We start from the raw sequence: 17,111 nt of genomic DNA on the forward strand, positions 1-17,111 counted from the left end.
ATCCGCCACCCAAAGCGGATGCTATTTCTTTTTAAAAAGGCCAGCACAGCCTTGCTGTTAGACGGAGTTTGACTGCAAAAATAGAAGTTGCACCGAAATCCCCCCTCGAATAGACCAAATCCATCCCTATAAATACAATCTGAAACCGCCCAACCATTGATCCGGAAAAAGTAAAATCCACGCGAGTCCGAGCCAGTCCTCCGCCTCAAGTCCTAGAGCAAAATCTGGCTTGAGCACGTTATTGAAAATTCTCTCTGAAGGTAAGATAGAGACATGAAAGGAGAGGAATTGAACATGAAAAAATTTGGTTTACTTGTAGCAGGAGGAATCGCGGCAATGGTTCTGTTGTCTACCATCGGCCCGATTGCGGGAATGGTGGTCAGCTTGGCGATTCTGTACTTTGTAATTAAGCAGTTCCTAAAAACGAAATCAACAGCGGCAAGGATTGGCCTCGGAATTATCGGCCTCATCGTGTTGTCGGCAGCAGCTAGCAATGCACCTGCCCTGGTCGGATTCGCAGCAGCCTATATCCTGTACCTTGTGTACAAAAACTGGAATGAAACAAAGTATACCGAGCCAGTTAAGGAAACAGAAACAGATCCATTCGTAAATTTTGAAAAGCAATGGAGCGAACTGCATAAAGGCTAATGTTGAAAGATTTGGGAACAAAGCGCATGAAAATAATAAATTTTAAGGAGAGATAAGAAAATGGCAAACTTATTTACTAAACTCAAAAACACAGTAATGGCGGACCTGCATGAAGCGTTGGATCAGAAGGAAATGAAAAATCCGATTGCGATGCTGAACGAGTACCTTCGCCAGTGTGAAAAGGAAACCGAAAAGGTCCGGAAGCTTATTGAACGCCAGTATTCGTTGAAGGAAGAATTCACACGTGAATATCACCTTGCAAAAGAAATGGCCGAAAAGCGGAAGCACCAGGCGGACGTAGCCTCGCAGGCCGGGGAACATGGTCTCCAGGAATTTGCTGAAAGGGAATACCTGCAATATTCGGAGCGGGCTACGCGCCTTGAGGAAGCGATTGCCCATGCAGCCAGGCAGCATGATGAGCTTGAGGCAAGATACGAGGATATGAAGCACAAGCTGAAGGACATGAATATTCGCCGCCTTGAATTGATGGGAAGGGAAAATATGAACAGGGCCAACCACCGCATCAGCCAGGTTGTTGAGTCGGGCGAAATGAAGTCGGCAAACCGGTTCCAGGAAATTGAAACCTATCTCGACACAATTGAGCAAAAGTCTAACAACAACTATATCCGTAGCACAATTGATGCAAGAATTGCCCAGCTGGAAAAGCAGCTTAAAAACCAGGACGGACAGCAAAGCGCTCAATAAGGCCGGGAAAACAGAATGGGGCGAGTCCCGGGGAGAACCCGGGATGGCCTTTTCGCACAACATCTTAAAGACAACCTCTGGTGGAAAGTGATATCCTAAAGAGGACGATATAACAATATTACAGATGTGGCTTTTCGGGGAGGAAGAGAGATGGACAGGAAAATGACAGGAGATTATATGGGCTGGCTAATCTTTGGAGGCGGAATTATTCTCCTACTGGAAATTGCATTTTTTAATAGTGGCCTTGTCTTCTCCCTCTTCCTTGCGGGAGCCTTGATTTATATCGGCCGGAAAAAGTCGCCTTCCAAATTCGGGAGGTTCCTCTTTTGGGGCGGGGTTATTATACTGGTAGCCAGTCTGATGAACATGATTACCTTAAAGCTGGTACTGATCGGAATGCTTATTATAATATTTATCCAGTTCATCCAGTCAAAAAAAGCACCGAAGCGGATCGCCCCAGCCATCGAAGTCCCTGAACCTGGAGCGGCTCCAATCCAGATGGCCAGGACAAAGCCGCTTTTTGAAAATATCTTATTTGGCCAGCAAAAGACCCCAGAGCAGGTCTATGACTGGAACGATATTAACATCCAGGCAGGCATTGGCGATACGATTATTGACTTAAGCTATACTGTTTTTCCAAAAGGGGAGACGGTCATTTTTATCCGCAACTTCATTGGCAATGTCCAAATACTTGTCCCGTATGAGATGGAGGTCAGCATCAATCATTCCGTAATGGCGGGGTCCACGTCTATTTTTGGCGAGGAAGAAGCGAAAGTATTCAACCAGGTCTATCAGTTGAAAACAGCGAATTATGATGAGTCAATCCAGAAGGTGAAAATCCTTACATCGTTAATCGTTGGGAACCTTGAGGTAAACCGGATATGAGCGCAATCCAAAGACAAGTTGTCTGGAGCCTCGGGTTCGCCTTTGTTCTACTAATAACTAGCTCAGTGGCCTTTTTTATCGTTTTCCCGATTGATGAATGGTCCTATCTTTGGCATAGGGAACTGATGGGCATCCCGTTCATCATCTTTATACCTGCATTCAGCGGAGCATTCGGAATCATGTTCGGCTTGATTTCAGGTGTTTACTGGAAAGCTCAGCTATCAATTATCGATCAGTCGCTCCGCCAGATTGAAGAAGGGCACCAAGCGGAACTGAAAGAGGCTGGTTCGCTCTTTGAAATGCAGGAAATCCATGAACGCTTTAAAAAATTGAACACGCAACTGTCGGAGAAAGCCAAGCTTTCACAGCGGCTTGCGACCGAAAAAGCGGAAGAACAGGAAACAAGAATCCAGGAAATCATCTCCCAGGAACGGAACCGGCTTGCCCGTGAGCTGCATGATTCGGTGAGCCAACAGCTGTTCGCCGCATCCATGCTCATGTCCGCGATTACCGAAACAAAAGCGGATGGAGAAGGGCACGAAGCCAAGCAGCTAAAGCTTGTAGAAGAAATGATTCACCAGTCGCAAATTGAGATGAGGGCACTCCTGCTCCACCTCCGTCCGGCAGCCTTAAAAGGCAAATCGCTTCAGGAGGGTATAGCGGAGCTACTAAATGAGCTTTCCCAAAAAGTCATGATCGGGATTAACTGGAAGGCTGAAGATTTTTCAATGGACAAGGGAGTCGAGGACCACCTGTTCCGCATCCTACAGGAATCGGTCTCGAACACGCTCAGGCATGCGAAGGCAAAGTCGCTGGAGGTTCTTTTAATCAAAAGAGATGGCCTGATCATCCTTCGGGTTGTCGATGACGGTATCGGTTTTGATGATGGGGATCGGAAGGCTGGTTCGTACGGACTGCAAAATATGCATGAACGGGCATTGGAAATCGGAGGCACACTGAAAATTGTCTCGGTAAAGAATAAAGGGACGCGGCTTGAAGTGAAGGTTCCGGCTGTGTCGAATGGGGATGGGGAAAATGATTAAAGTTGTATTTGTTGATGACCATGAGATGGTCCGAATCGGTGTATCATCCTATTTGTCCGCCCAGCCGGATATCGAGGTTGTCGGCGAGGCTGACAATGGAAAACGCGGTGTCGAGCTTGCCCTGGAACTCAGGCCTGACATCATCCTGATGGACCTGGTGATGAAGGAAATGGATGGTATTGAAGCAACAAGGCAAATCATTGAACAGTGGCCCGAGGCAAAAGTAATTATCGTCACAAGCTTCCTCGATGACGAAAAAGTGTACCCCGCCCTTGAAGCGGGTGCAACAAGCTATATGCTGAAAACCTCGAAGGCAAGTGAAATTGCCAACGCTGTCCGTGCTACATATCAGGGCCAGTCCATCCTCGAGCCCGAGGTTACCGGCAAAATGATGCTTAAAATGCGCCAGAAAAAAGTACTCCTGCCCCATGAGGAACTGACGGAACGGGAAATGGAGATATTGCTGTTAATGACAGAGGGTAAAGCAAATCAGGAAATCGCTGATGAACTGTTTATTGCACTGAAGACAGTGAAAACGCACGTGAGCAATATCCTTTCCAAGCTTCAGGTCCAGGATAGGACCCAGGCGGTCATCTATGCGTTCAAGCATAACCTTACTGAGTAGAAAGGGCATTCCTGGTGAGAATACTATGTTTCTTTGAAAAAGCTTCCGTATTGGGGAAGCTTTTTGTTTTTCGGGTTTGAGGAGGGAGGAGGGCTAGTGATAACTAACTATCCGTTTCAAAGCAAAGTAGTCGGTGTAAGACGCCTACTAGTGAACAGTAGAGAGTATTGTGTTCCAGCAAGGAAGTGCCTAACTCTGACTAGTGATAATTCACTATCCGTTTTCAAGGCAATGTAGTCCGGGTCAGACCCCTACTATTTTTTCAAAAATGCATAGCCTTTGTTCACTAGTTATTTTTTATGAAAAACCATTCATAGAAAACGATACCTTAAATATTCATACATGGACCGCAGGAATCCCACCGCGTTCAAGAATGCACTCAAAATGGGTACGTTCTACGTGAGTTGGCTTTTCATTTCTGGGTCTTTAAGTTTTTTTTCATAAGCCTCGATTTCATCGGCGAATTTTTCATTTAGGAGTGATTTGTCGCCATACAGCACTACCTGGTCGCCGGCCTGAATTTTTTCATCATTCCGGTCATGGCGGATCATCACATCACCCCTTTTGATAAAAAGAATGTTAATATCCTCCTCCGGCCTAATTTCTTCACTTAAGGTTTTTCCGATTAGGACTGACTCTTCGTGAATGTGAATTTCGGCGATATAATCGTCTTCATTGTGCAATAAGACATCCTTAATGGGCAAATCCTCAAGTTGATAGTTCTGCTCCATCTCCTTTTGAAATTTGGACGTAAGCCTTGTCTTAACAAAAGGCGTTTTCAAGGAAAGCAATAACAGGATGAGGAACCCAGCTACTAGGCCTAGTTCGGTTATATGGAAGCTTTTTTGCAAGATTCCGCTAATGGCGGAAATGATGACCGCGAGGGAAAATGCGCCGAAAAGGATTAGAAATGATCCGAGCCTTCTTCTGATTGGATGGTCGATGATCAATTCGGATTCACCGGTTGTATAGCCCGTGCTCGTCAGCATTGAAATTACCTGGAATCTGGCAACGGGTTTTTCGAGGCCGGTCAATACAAAAAGGATCGTACATAATTCAATCACGGCTAAAATTATCCCTACATAAATCAAAATAAATAAATAACCCATCCTAATTCCTCCGCATCCAAAATCGAAGTCACTTAATCCAGCACAATAGTTCCCCACACAACAAAAAACCTAAAGGAATTCTCCTTTAGGCTTTATCCTGCTCGTTCTGGTTATAATATTGGACTCCGTATTGCGAACCTTCGCTTACCATTTTATTGTCATCCAGGTCCATTGGATCCGACAGGCCGGCTTTCGCGACTACGGGCTCAGTTTCAGTTTTTCCAAAAGGAAGTTTACTTGAGACAGTATCAACCATTTCTCTAAGGTTTACTTTCGAAGGCTTGAAAGCGTACAGGAGAAGCGCGCCAATCCCGGCCCCTGCAACCAAATAACGGCTATTCTTTTTCATGCCAGTCCATCTCCTTTTCGAAAATTATTTCTCTCTAGAGTGTACTATTTATATTACCCTGATTCCTTTCCCGAAAAACATTCATATCTGAAAAGTTTTGAAAAGGAGAGTTGTGGGGATGGTTAAGAATAAGACTAATTTCTTATTTCAAAAATTGAACAGGATGTGGCTGAATGAAGCATGTGTTTAAGGATGGGGCCTGGACATGGCATGAAGTTCCTCCTGGAGAAACGAGAGGGCTGAAGGAGCTTGCCAGGGAAAATGCTTCCTATCATTTAGAAGGCTGGATCAAGAAAATAAAGGAAATGAACACAAATAATATTATTGTCGATACATTCCATGAAGGGAAGGAATGGATTGCCGGGACGCTGGTCTTTAAACAGGACTTGAAAGAAAAAGAAGACTATCATTATTTTCATTTCTGCATTGCAGAAAATTTTATGATTACAGTTGGTCTGGACTTTAACGTTCTGGGGGAGAAGGATTATACCCTAATCAAGGAGCAAATGGGTAACAGTGGAAATGCAATTGAAGGATTTTCGGTCCTGCTAGGGGAACTGACAACCAGCAGCCTCCTCGAAATCGACCCATTTGAAGTAAAGCTAAACGACCTTTTTTGGAAAGTGAAAAATGAAAACAGTACTGGACTTCTTGAAGAAATTTATCATGCCCGCCATGAGCTTCTTGTCCTCAAACATCTCATGATTCCTCTTCAGGAAATAAGGATTGCAATGGAAGAAGCATTCGGCGACAGGGCTGCGGGAAAACCTGAATACAAGCGGGCATGCTTGAAAATTGAACGGGGGTTTAAACTCGCCAGCGAATACCAGTCTGAAATTGATACACTCATTAAACTTGAGGAAGTCGTTTCATCGCACCGTGGAAACGAAATTATGAAAACATTGACAGTCCTGACCACACTGTTTACCCCAATCACCGCGCTTGGAGCTTTATGGGGAATGAACTTCCGGAACATGCCGGAGCTGGAATGGAAGTATGGATATGTTTTCGCAATAGCACTTGTAGTTATTTCCACGCTAATCCTCTACATTGTCCTGAAAGGGAAAGGCTGGTCGGGGGACATTTTGCGAGGGAAAAAACGGAATTCTTTTTTTAAATAAGCAAAAGGCAGGCCTGGGGGAAGGCCTGCCTTTCCTATCTATTCAAAAGAGGGGGAAACACAAGAATTTAATCGTCGCTCGACAATATGCCGAAAATGCGCAGCAGATTGATGAACAGGTTTACAAAATCAAGGTACAAATTAAGCGCCATGAGTGGAACTTCTTCTGCTGTAACGCCATAATGCTTCATCCTATTAAAATCAAATAGGATGTAGCCGCTGAAAACAAGGACGCCGACGAATGAGAAAGCGAGCATTCCAGTCGAGCTAAGCGGCCAAATCAAATTGAAAATGGAAATCGCGATCAAGGCGAGCAGGGAAGCCATCAGCATGCCGCCCATCCAGGAGAAATTGCGCTTCGTCTTTGTTGCATAAACGCCAATTCCTGCAAAAACAACCGTTGTTGTCGCCAAGGCAAGCAGGACAACATCGCCGCCGGATTGTGACGCGTAATGGGCAATGATCGGATAAGTAGTAATACCAGATATGAACGTAAATGTATAAAGGAAAGTGTACGAAATGGACTTCTTCCTACGGATTAGGAATGCGAAAAGCAACATGCCTACTTCGAGGATAATCAGTGGTAGGAATAATGCCGGCGGAACGTATACACCAGCCATTGCGCCAAGGAGTGCGAACGCAATCGACATCGCGAACGCCCTCATAACGGATGGCAAATACTCAGTGCTGGATTGTACATACATCAGTGCTTCACCTCATAATTTAATTGGAATAAGTGTAGTACGATTCGAAAAAATAAAAGGTTTCACCTTTTTCCATACGAAAAAATATTTTTTTAATTGCGTAAAGCCAACGGAACCATTTGAGGGCATCTTTTGATGTGGCTGGCGAAAATCTTTCGAGGATTAGACATTGTTGCGGTTTGTGAAAGCTATAGGCTAATAAATACTTTAGGCCCTGTCTCCGGAACGCTGGGACTGTTCTTTTAGAAGATCCCTAATTTCAGCGAGCAATTCCTCGGTTTTATCTGCTTTTTCTTCTAGTATCTCTACTATTTCTTCCTCCTGTTTATGCCTGAAATGGTGGATGAATTTTATGAAAAGGAAGATTGAAAAAGAAATGATGAGAAAATCGGTGACAGACTGAAGGAACTGTCCATAGAGGATTTCCGCTTTCCCAAAAGGATATTTAAGGCTTTTTAGGTTAATTCCCCCCATCAGCACGCCGATAATTGGCATCAGGATATCATTTACAAGTGAAGTGACAATTTTTCCAAAAGCCCCTCCGATAATGACCCCAACGGCCAGGTCAAGCACATTACCTTTCATTGCGAATTTCTTAAATTCATGCAGCATTATGTATCCCCCATTTTAGAATGATAAGCATACTGTATCAGTAAAATGGGGAGTTGTCACTGGTAGAAAAGCCAATTTTCCTATAAAGGAAACCTGCATTTGAATGGTGCAAAACATTCATGAAAATTTGCCGCTCTATTTGTAAACATTCCGTCTCTTTTCATAAAAAAAGCAGGCAGGGACTATGATTTCATCCCGCCTGCTTTTTCAATCAAACGTTTGATCCCACTCTTAACGGGCAGTAAGACCCCCCACCTGAAGATTCAGAGGATTCTAAGAAGATACGTGGGAGATCAACTGCCCGTAAAGGTCCGATTGGTTCACCTAACCATCAGCGGACAAACACCGCTGGTGGAAGGTTCACTTTATCAAATTGTTAAATTGACCAGTTGCCGCCGCGGAAAACTGGTTCCGATTTGCCGTCCTCTGTGATGCCGTCGATATCCATTTCGGCGGAGCCAATCATGAAATCAACGTGCGTGATGCTCTCATTCAACCCGGCTTCTTTAAGCTGCTCGGCGTTCATTGTTTTACCGCCTTCTATACAGAATGCATAGGCGCTTCCGATAGCAAGGTGGTTTGACGCGTTCTCGTCAAAAAGTGTATTGAAAAATAGGACGTTAGATTGCGAAATTGGCGAGTCGAATGGAACGAGCGCGACTTCCCCAAGGTAATGGGAGCCTTCATCGGTTTCCACAAGCCTCTTCAGGATTTCTTCGCCTTCTTCGGCCTTCACATCAACAATGCGTCCGTTTTGGAATGTCAGGCTGAACCTGTCGATGATGTTGCCGCCGAAGCTAAGTGGTTTCGTGCTAGAGACAACTCCGTTTACGCCGGTTTTCAACGGAACCGTGAAAACTTCCTCGGTCGGCATATTGGCCATGAATTCGAAACCTTTTTCATTTATGCTGCCGGCTCCGACCCAAAGATGGCCTTTCGGAAGCTCAATCGTCAAATCTGTTCCGGGCGCCTTATAATGAAGGAACTTAAAGCGCTTTTCGTTCAGGACGCGAACCTTTTCGTGGAGGGTTTCATCATGCTGCTTCCACGCCTGGACAGGGTTTTCTGCATCGACACGGACAGCTGTGAAAATGGCATCCCAAAGCTTGTCAACCTGCTCGGATTCCGGGACATCCGGGAATACCTTCGCGGCCCATTGAGCGGATGGGACAGCGATAACGGTCCAGCTGACCTTATCGGACTGAATCATCCTGCGGTAATTGGCAAGTGCGGTACCCGCCGCTTTCTGGAAGTTGGAAATGCGCTGCGGCTGAATTCCTTTCAGAAGGTCAGGGGATGAAGAAACAATCGACATGAATGCCGCGCCATTTTCAGCCAGATCTTCGGTTTCCTTGGCCCTCCATTTTGGAAATTCATTGAATGCTTCATCGGGCGCTAGCTCATATTTATGGCGGGAAACCGTGTCATCCGTCCAATTGACGATGACGTTGTAAGCACCCACTTCGTATGCTTTTTTAGCGGCAACCCTTACAAATTCAGCTGCATCAAGCGTTGCATTAATGACCAGTGTCTGGCCAGGCTGGACATTAACCCCAACCTTTATTGCAAGCTCCGCGTACTTGTCCAATCTTGTTTGAAAATCACTCATCATATGTACCCCTTTTCCTGTTTCATCTTACTCAGTTTATCTCTTTTTTGGAAAAAAAAGAAATAATATACACGCACGTTCTGAAAAAGATGTATTCACCCGATTTTGCACATCTATACAAAAAGGAAAAACAGCAAAACAAAAAGCAGGAGGCCGACGCCTACTGCTCGATATCGTTATATAATTTTATATTTAAGTAAATACCCCAGGAAAACAGTGATGCGAATGCGATAATCCCTGACAAAGAGGTAGGAGACATCCAATCCATCATATCCACCATCCTAACGTGGTTAAGTATCTGTTAATCTGAAGTATACGCTCATTTCTCAACCAGTTCAATCAAAAGTTCACCAAATATTCAAAAATGATTATTGACAAAAACTGCGGATAATTTTAATCTCGTCGCAATTTGTTCCTGCCAAACCCGTTTTATTAAAAAAAGAAAGAAGGCAACCCAAAAAGGATTCCCTTCGCTCCTGCAAGATGAAGCAGGGGAAACGTCCCCTGCTTCACTGCTTCATTGATGAAACGCATGCCGGACAAGTTTTTCGAGTAGTTCAGGCAGCGTTTCGAATGAAAAGTTCAGCTCTAGCCGTTCAGTTTTTTGGTGCGGGTCGGCTCCGTATGGTCCAAGGTTAAAAACGGGCATATCGAGCTGATTGATAGAATCGAAAGGAATCGTATAGCCATTACCGTAGAGGGGCATGTTGCCAATCAAGAGCCTTGCGTCCTTTTCGGAAATGGAAGAGGAGGCGAAGCTTAAATCGCATAGCCCAGGGAAAAAGCTTCTTTCGACGATTTCCTCATTTTCATTTTTAATAAAAGAAGCAATTGATTGAACAAATCTGGAATTCCTGGATGAAACAGCCGGATAGAAGGGAGGGCTGAAATAAAAAACGATAAACGGCCGGGTTTCGGAGAAGGCGGATAACTCCTGAACAATCCGGAGGCTTTTCCCCCGCTCATCCTCTCCTGCTGAAGCGAGCAGCGTGGCGGCAATCAGTTCCTTGACGCCATCCGGACCAACCGATTCCACAGCCTTCGAGTACAGTTCGTCCCATGTGTAAACGTCGATGGTAAACGGCAAGCCCTGTACGCCGGCTTTACTCGCTTTTAAGCGGTAATGGTCCAAAATTTTCTCGGCGGCCTGGTGGGTACTAGCGAGAATTCCCTCGACAAGTTCTCCCGGCGATTTCTCCATATACAAGAGGTTGAACATCGCCACAGAAGAGTTCGGCGTCTGGACATTGTAGCCTTGCTTCAAATCCCTCATCATAAGACTGGTGAGGGCCGGCGTCTTTTCTTCGCCAACCGTTTCGGCAAACCCGCTGTTCAATTCAAACTCCAACGTCAGCGCAGCAGCCATCAAGGAAGCATTCAAGCCGCCAAACGGTTCACCGACATGGGTTTCCTGGCCGACGCAATAAAAGCTCGGCATCATTTTTCCGATTGTTCCGGTATACATATATTTATTTGTATCATGGGGATGTTCCTTGAACGACGGCTCCGAATTCAGGCAAAGGATGTATTCAAGCCCCAGTTCTTTTTTCAACCGCAAAATTTCATCAATGGCCTTCAGCATTCCCTTTGAACTGACTTCTTCGTCCGAAACGGTCACAAAAAGGAGATTGCCGTCAATTTGCCCCGCAGCAGCCTTCTCCACTAATGACAACTGGGCGACGATGCCGGCCTTCATATCCATTGAGCCCCGCCCGAAAACCCAATCCCCTTCGTTGAATTCATCACGGAAAGACTCGGGCAGCAGCTCAGGATACTCGTTATACTGCTCTGTCAGTTTTTCGATATTGAACGCATAATCCTTTAGCTGGCCATAATCGTCGACTCCAACGACATCGAAATGGCTAATCATGACAATTGTTTTCTTCGTGCCCTTCTTTTCCACAAAGGCAGCCAGGAAGGAGCCGTCTGGTGAATTGTGGACATTGAGATGATCGCCATTCTCCTGGAAGTAGGGGAGTTTTTTTAGCTCATGCGCCAGTAAATCGGGGAAAATGGCCTCCGATTCGGTCCCGCTGATACTCGGGATGCTGACGAGCCGTGCCAGCAAATCTACTAATTGTTGCTTTGATTGCCAAAACATGTTGGAGGCCCTCCTTTATGCTGTAACCGCTTTTTTCCTATCATAGCTCTTAAAGGTCGCCCAGTAAAACACAGCGCTCAAAAGCGACAGCAGGCAAAGGGTAATGAAAGTCCATTCAAAGCCAATCCACTGAGTGAGCGGGATTGAAAGAGGGGCGATTGTCCGCCCAATTGTATAACGAAGGCTTGCCGCGGCGAAATACTGGCCGCGCAGGTGTTCCGGTGCGAGTTTTGAAACGAATCCCTGCTGGATGCCTGCCGATGCAAGCTCTCCTAGCGTAAACACCCCCATTACGAAAATTAGTCCCCAAATCCAGACCGTCTGGCCGAATAGGATAATCGCAATGGCATATAGGATCGATGACGCCATAAACACATTCCGCTCATTGAATTTTGACATCCACCTTGTAACAACCACCGTAAATAGGGCAACGAGGAATCCGTTTTCTGAGAGGATGATGCCAAACGCCTGCTGGCCGTCCACCTTGAGGGACCAGTCGCCAAAGCTGAACAGTGTCTGGATTTGAACGAATTCATTCATATAAACCGGAAACAGCAAATCGAGCTGCATGAACGTCTGTGAAAGCAATATCCCCGCGATGATGAACAGCAGGAAGGTCCTGTCCGCCATAATGACCCCGTAATTTTTTACCTGGCTTACCAATCCCGCATACCAGCTGCGTCCGCTCTGGCTGGCGTCAGCCATAGTTACCGGAAGTGTTTCCCGGGTCCATTTCGCAAGAATGAAAGAGAGCAGCAGGCCAATGAGACCGGATACGAGTAAAACCTCGAACGGGTAGCGGACGAAAAAGATCGACCCGAAAATCGGTCCAACGACAACGGATATGTTGATCGATGTGTAAAATACGGCGAACACTTCACTGCGGTCCTTTTCAGGCACCAGATCGGCTACCATTGCCTGGCTTGCGGGCCAATAAAAGGAGCCGAAAACTCCGGCAAGCGCAAAACAAATAAAGCCAAGCATCGGCGAATCCAGCCACGGCGACTGGGCAAGCCCGAACACCAAAAACGACAATCCCTGGCCGGCGGCGGAGAAAACCATCATCTTTTTCCGGCCAAACCGGTCGGCGCAATATCCCCCGAGCAAATTTGCGGCAACCGAGAAAACCTGGGAGAAGACTAGCAGGAGCCCAGCCTTGCTTTTCCCGAACTCCCCGGAAAAATAAATCGCCAAAAACGGGAAGAACATCCAGAACATTGTATTGAGCAAAGCCTCGGCAGCAAGCCGGACCCGTAAATTTGTATCCCAATCTTTAAGTCTCATAGTAAACTCCATTTCTTTAAAACAGTAGGCAGCTTTCTTATCATACTATCCTAAAGGAAGAATTTTCAATAATGAAATTTTGCACGAACTCTTTGCACGGGAAAGGATTTACGGTCACAAAGAACGAACTATAAAAATGTAAGTAAAGTGAGGGGGACTAAGGGATGGAAAGTAAGATTGCAAGGATTGCTGAAGACATAGCGAAAGCCAATCCGGACTTTTACTGGCCTGGCTATGAATTTGTCGCGTTTGCGCTTTATGATGAGGAGAACGTGTTTTTATTTAACCATCCGAACTACCAGGCAGACGTTGAAAAGCCGTATTGCGTTTTACCCCGTACAAATTCATTTATTGGCGAAACCTTAATACTCTTTGAAGAGCACCCAACCGCTATAGTGAATATGTCCTTCCATCATGACTATGAAGGGTTGTTTTCCACCATCATCCATGAATTATTCCATGGCTATCAGTATGTAAGAGGGGAAAAGCGCTTCCCGAATGAATTACTAGGAATTATGTATCCAATCCTTAATGAGAATATTGAGGCGAGGAACCAGGAGAGACAAGCCATTTATCAAGCGCTCACTGCCGGCAGCGAGGAACAATTGCACTTATATATTAGCAGGTTTATTGCGCTCAGGGAAAAAAGGGCAAAACTGATTGGTGAAACCATCGAATACGAAAATAGAATTGAAACAGTAGAGGGACCAGCAGCATATGTCGAGGTAAAAGCGAAGGCACTAACCAGCCCGCTCCCCTACGACAATATCGTTGAAAGCTATGCAAAATGGCTAACGGACACGTACGAATCGTCCCTTCATATAAGAAGAAGCTGCTATTACTCTGGACTTTTTTTAACTCTTGCGCTGGACAAGTTATTGCCAAACTGGAAAGAATCCTTCATGGAGTCTGAAAAAACACTGTATACAATTTTAAAAGAAACTGTACAGGTGCAGACCCCGCTTGAAGGAAGTATTGAAATAAGTAAAGAGACAGAGGAAATCGCACGGCTCATCAATGAAAAAAGAGAAAAGGAGTTCGAAGAGTTTTATAAAAAAACAGGAACCCATGTCTGCATAGCAGGGGCGATATCGGCTAAAACTATTGACCCTATGAATATATTCCGGCATCAGCACAAGCTTCTGCATAAAAATTATATAAAGGTAGGGATTAAACAAAAAGAATACCTCATCAAGCAGCCGGCAATTGCGGTGATTAAAGGAAATTTCAGGGAGATTATAGAGCTTCATCTCATGCTGGAAAAAAAGCCTACCCAATCGGATGATTCGCTTTTCCTTGACGGTATCGGAGAAATAAAAGGAAGGGTAAGCATACAGAGTGATAGTATTTACCTGTACGTCGATTAATAGGCAGGAGAGAAAAATGCAAAAACTAAAACAATGGGCGAGGCAGCTCAAAAAACAAATCATGACACTTTATATCGCGGTTCGAGACCCAAGGGTGCCATGGTACGCGAAGCTGGTTGCGGCCATGGTTGTTGCTTATGCGCTCAGCCCGATCGACCTGATCCCCGATTTTATACCAATTCTCGGGTATCTCGATGACGTCATCCTACTGCCGCTCGGAATTTGGCTTTCACTTAAACTTATTCCGGAAGAAGTTAGGAGGGAGGCAGCCGAAAAGGCCGAGTATGCCAAAAGGCCGGTCAGCAAAGCTGGCGCCGCTGCCATCATTTTGCTCTGGGTTGCAGGAATTGTGGCATTGGCGGTACTGTTTTTAAAATAATGAATCACTTTTTATGAAAAAAGAGCGGGCTTTTGCCCGCTCTCTGCCCACGCCCGCTATAAAATTATGTCATTGCGCACGCATCCCGGCTATCTTTCCTTAGCAACGCCCTCTCCTGGAACTTCCATAGCAACATGAAGACCGTTTCAGATGAAGCGAACAATCGAAACGGTCTTCAAAAAGCGTCTCAAGACCGTTTCAGGTGAAGCGAACAATCGAAACGGTCTTCATAAAGGTTCTCAAGACCGTTTCAGGTAAAGCGAACAATCGAAACGGTCTTCATAAAACGTATCAAGACCGTTTCAGATGAAAAAGCCAACCGAAACGGTCTTGATGTGGACAACTATGAAATTTAAAGATTACTTCAGGTTAAAAGGCGAGACAATTGTTACGTTTTACGCGAAAAGGTTGCCATAAAAGCGACAACGTGGATAAGACAGGACTTATTCGTCTTTCTCCAGCGCTTTTTTAAGCAAATCGCCGAGGCTTGTGCCGAAGTCTTCCTTCTGGGTATACTTCTGGACAAGCTTTTTCTCTTCGTGCTTATTTACCGCCTTTTTCCGCTCTTCCGCTTTTTCTACGACATTGCATGTCCGGCACTGGAAGTAGGTGCCGGCTTTGCCATTATGAATTTCCATTTTCTTACGGCATTGCGGGCAGCGGCGGTTCGACAGCTTCGCATCCTTCCGTTTCCGGTAGGAGCAGTCAAGGCTTGAGCAGACAAGGATTTTGCCTTCTTTTGTGTTCCGCTCCTTTAGGAAGGAGCCGCATTCCGGGCATTTCGAACCGGTCAGGTTTGGCGGGCGGTACGCCTTGCTGCTCGTTTTGATTTCGGAAACAAGCTGCTTCGTCTGTTCACGGATTCTTTTACCAAAAGCCCTCGGATCGCCTTTCCCTTTAGCGATTTTTTCGAGTTCTTCTTCCCATTTAGCGGTTAATTCGGGTGACTTCAAGTCATCATTCACCAGCTCAATCAGCTGCTTGCCTTTTTGGGTAGGGTGAAGGCGTCCATTCTGCCGTTCTACCACTTCCGTTTCAATAATCCGCTCGATGATTTCAGCGCGGGTTGCCGGAGTGCCCAGACCGAATTTTTCCATCTGGCCGAGAATATCAGACTCGGAATAACGGGAAGGCGGCTCGGTCCATTTCTGGTGAACGTTCGCTGCAGAGGCCGTTAATGCCTGGCCCTGCTTAAGTGCAGCGACCGCAGGCTTCAATGGCACCGTTTCTTCCTTGCCGAGGACTTTCCTGAAGCCCGGTTCGATTGTAACCGTTTCTCTTGTCGCAAATGTTTCGCCGGCAGCCGTTACTTCAAACGAAATCGTTTCGAATTCGTATGCCGGGTAGAAGAGCGCTAGAAAGCGCCTGACAACGAGGTCGTAAATTTTACGTTCATCCGGATCAAGCTCTGACAGGTTTGGGCGTTCCTCGGTCGGGATGATCGCATGGTGGTCGGTTACCTTCGAGTTGTTGAAAACACGTTTGGCCAGGACCTGGCTTTTCCCCAAAACCGGCCTTGCCTCTTCCTTGTAAGCCCCGGCAATTGCGCCAAGCCGGTCAGCCATGGTCGCTTCCATGTCAGTTGTGAGGTAACGTGAATCAGTCCTTGGGTAGGTAACGAGTTTGTATTGCTCATACAAGCGTTGCATTGTATTCAATGTCTTTTTCGCGGAAAAGCCAAAGCGTTTGTTGGCATCCCGCTGAAGTTCGGTCAAATCGTATGGGAGTGGTTGAGGTTCTGATTTCGTCTTTCGCTCAATTCTGGTAACGGTAGCTTTGGCGCCTTTGACCTTGCCGGCAATTTCTTCGGCTTTCTCTTTGTCAAAAACGCGCTTCTCACCATTCTTTTCCCACTCAAGCGAGAGCGGGCCGGCTGAAAGCGAAATGGTCCAGTATTCCTTTGGCTGGAATTTCTGAATTTGGTTCTCGCGCTCCAACACCATCGCCAGTGTCGGCGTCTGGACACGCCCGGCTGAAAGGGGATCCTGGTATTTCGTCGTCAAAGCCCTCGTCACATTCAGGCCAATCAGCCAGTCGGCTTCAGCACGGCAAACAGCCGATTGATACAGGCTTTCGAACTGGGAGCCAGGTTTCAGCTGGCGGAACCCGTCCTTAATCGCTTTGTCTGTCTGGGATGAAATCCAAAGGCGTTTGATTGGCTTCCGCCAGTTGATTTTCTCAAGAATCCAGCGGGCAACGAGCTCGCCTTCTCGCCCGGCATCAGTCGCAATGATAACCTCGCCAACATCCTTCCGTTTGGCTAGGTTCTCGATTGCCTTGAACTGGTGGCTCGTCTGTTTCATGACCTTAATGCCCATTTTATCAGGGATAATCGGCAGATCCTCGAGGTTCCAGTTCTTGAATTTTGTATCGTAATGCTCAGGCATCTTCAATTCGACAAGGTGGCCAAGCGCCCAAGTGACAATGTATTTATCGCCCTCAATAGAGCTTTTAGATGATTGCCTGCAGCCAAGCACCCGGGCAATTTCCCGCGCCACACTTGGTTTTTCAGCAAGTACCAGTGATTTCACAGCATTCAATCCTTTCGTAAAGGCTCTTCTGCGCACAAAC

Annotated in this window: 16 protein-coding genes; 8 read left to right on the top strand and 8 right to left on the bottom strand. The window is 46.1% G+C overall.

All coding sequences use genetic code 11. The annotated features are described in order from the left end of the window. Positions 1 to 294 precede the first annotated feature (294 nt). The 5 genes from AR337_RS13100 to AR337_RS13120 all read left to right on the top strand — a co-directional run bounded on the left by AR337_RS13100 (position 295) and on the right by AR337_RS13120 (position 3,906). The gene (locus tag AR337_RS13100) at positions 295 to 648 is read left to right on the top strand and encodes a hypothetical protein (protein WP_059172464.1); all 354 of its coding nucleotides are present in this window, start codon (positions 295 to 297) and stop codon (positions 646 to 648) included. A 60-nt stretch (positions 649 to 708) separates the two neighbouring features. Continuing rightward, positions 709 to 1,353 (top strand): PspA/IM30 family protein, encoded by a 645-nt coding sequence (locus AR337_RS13105; protein ID WP_059172465.1) that lies wholly within the window; start codon positions 709 to 711, stop codon positions 1,351 to 1,353. Between the two features lie 150 nt (positions 1,354 to 1,503). After that, positions 1,504 to 2,238 (top strand): cell wall-active antibiotics response protein LiaF, encoded by a 735-nt coding sequence (liaF, locus tag AR337_RS13110; RefSeq protein WP_059172466.1) that lies wholly within the window; start codon positions 1,504 to 1,506, stop codon positions 2,236 to 2,238. Then, complete coding sequence (locus tag AR337_RS13115; RefSeq protein ID WP_059172467.1) at positions 2,235 to 3,281, top strand: sensor histidine kinase; 1,047 nt, start codon at positions 2,235 to 2,237, stop codon at positions 3,279 to 3,281. The genes liaF and AR337_RS13115 overlap by 4 nt, the downstream gene beginning before the upstream one ends. Beyond that, entirely contained in the window at positions 3,274 to 3,906 is a 633-nt protein-coding gene (locus AR337_RS13120; protein WP_059172468.1) for a response regulator transcription factor, read from the top strand. The genes AR337_RS13115 and AR337_RS13120 overlap by 8 nt, the downstream gene beginning before the upstream one ends. Before the next feature lie 395 nt (positions 3,907 to 4,301). On the opposite strand, the gene AR337_RS13125 is transcribed toward AR337_RS13120, so the two are convergent. Together AR337_RS13125 and AR337_RS13130 are read right to left on the bottom strand one after the other, a co-directional pair. Next, positions 4,302 to 5,015: a TrkA C-terminal domain-containing protein gene (locus AR337_RS13125; protein ID WP_059172469.1), complete on the bottom strand. Its 714-nt coding sequence runs from the start codon at positions 5,013 to 5,015 to the stop codon at positions 4,302 to 4,304. A gap of 85 nt (positions 5,016 to 5,100) precedes the next feature. Then, a complete protein-coding gene (locus AR337_RS13130) occupies positions 5,101 to 5,364 on the bottom strand; it encodes a hypothetical protein (protein ID WP_059172470.1) in 264 nt (87 codons plus the stop codon). Positions 5,365 to 5,537: 173 nt separating this feature from the next. Between AR337_RS13130 and AR337_RS13135 the strand changes: the two genes are divergently transcribed. Next, a complete protein-coding gene (locus AR337_RS13135) occupies positions 5,538 to 6,485 on the top strand; it encodes a magnesium transporter CorA family protein (protein WP_082686970.1) in 948 nt (315 codons plus the stop codon). Between the two features lie 67 nt (positions 6,486 to 6,552). Here AR337_RS13135 and AR337_RS13140 read toward each other — a convergent pair whose 3' ends face one another. From AR337_RS13140 to AR337_RS13160, 5 genes are all read right to left on the bottom strand, one after another. Then, on the bottom strand, positions 6,553 to 7,188 hold the full coding sequence (locus AR337_RS13140; RefSeq protein WP_059172471.1) for a Bax inhibitor-1/YccA family protein: 636 nt from the start codon (positions 7,186 to 7,188) through the stop codon (positions 6,553 to 6,555). Positions 7,189 to 7,395: 207 nt separating this feature from the next. Continuing rightward, positions 7,396 to 7,800, bottom strand: a complete 405-nt coding sequence (gene mscL, locus AR337_RS13145) for a large conductance mechanosensitive channel protein MscL (RefSeq protein ID WP_059172472.1) — start codon at positions 7,798 to 7,800, stop codon at positions 7,396 to 7,398. Between the two features lie 376 nt (positions 7,801 to 8,176). Beyond that, entirely contained in the window at positions 8,177 to 9,409 is a 1,233-nt protein-coding gene (locus AR337_RS13150) for an aminopeptidase (protein WP_059172473.1), read from the bottom strand. 517 nt (positions 9,410 to 9,926) lie between these two features. After that, a complete protein-coding gene (locus tag AR337_RS13155; RefSeq protein WP_059172474.1) occupies positions 9,927 to 11,510 on the bottom strand; it encodes a M20/M25/M40 family metallo-hydrolase in 1,584 nt (527 codons plus the stop codon). Between the two features lie 15 nt (positions 11,511 to 11,525). Then, positions 11,526 to 12,794, bottom strand: coding sequence for an MFS transporter (locus AR337_RS13160; RefSeq protein ID WP_059172475.1), 1,269 nt, complete (start codon positions 12,792 to 12,794; stop codon positions 11,526 to 11,528). A 164-nt stretch (positions 12,795 to 12,958) separates the two neighbouring features. Between AR337_RS13160 and AR337_RS13165 the strand changes: the two genes are divergently transcribed. Next, on the top strand, positions 12,959 to 14,161 hold the full coding sequence (locus AR337_RS13165; protein ID WP_059172476.1) for a hypothetical protein: 1,203 nt from the start codon (positions 12,959 to 12,961) through the stop codon (positions 14,159 to 14,161). A gap of 16 nt (positions 14,162 to 14,177) precedes the next feature. Next, the gene (locus tag AR337_RS13170) at positions 14,178 to 14,540 is read left to right on the top strand and encodes a YkvA family protein (protein WP_059172477.1); all 363 of its coding nucleotides are present in this window, start codon (positions 14,178 to 14,180) and stop codon (positions 14,538 to 14,540) included. Positions 14,541 to 14,983: 443 nt separating this feature from the next. On the opposite strand, the gene AR337_RS13175 is transcribed toward AR337_RS13170, so the two are convergent. Next, positions 14,984 to 17,071, bottom strand: coding sequence for a DNA topoisomerase III (locus AR337_RS13175; protein ID WP_059172478.1), 2,088 nt, complete (start codon positions 17,069 to 17,071; stop codon positions 14,984 to 14,986). Positions 17,072 to 17,111 lie beyond the last annotated feature (40 nt).

This window comes from Bacillus sp. FJAT-27445, from assembly GCF_001510665.1.
In the GTDB taxonomy this organism is placed as follows: Bacteria; Bacillota; Bacilli; order Bacillales; family Cytobacillaceae; genus Bacillus_D.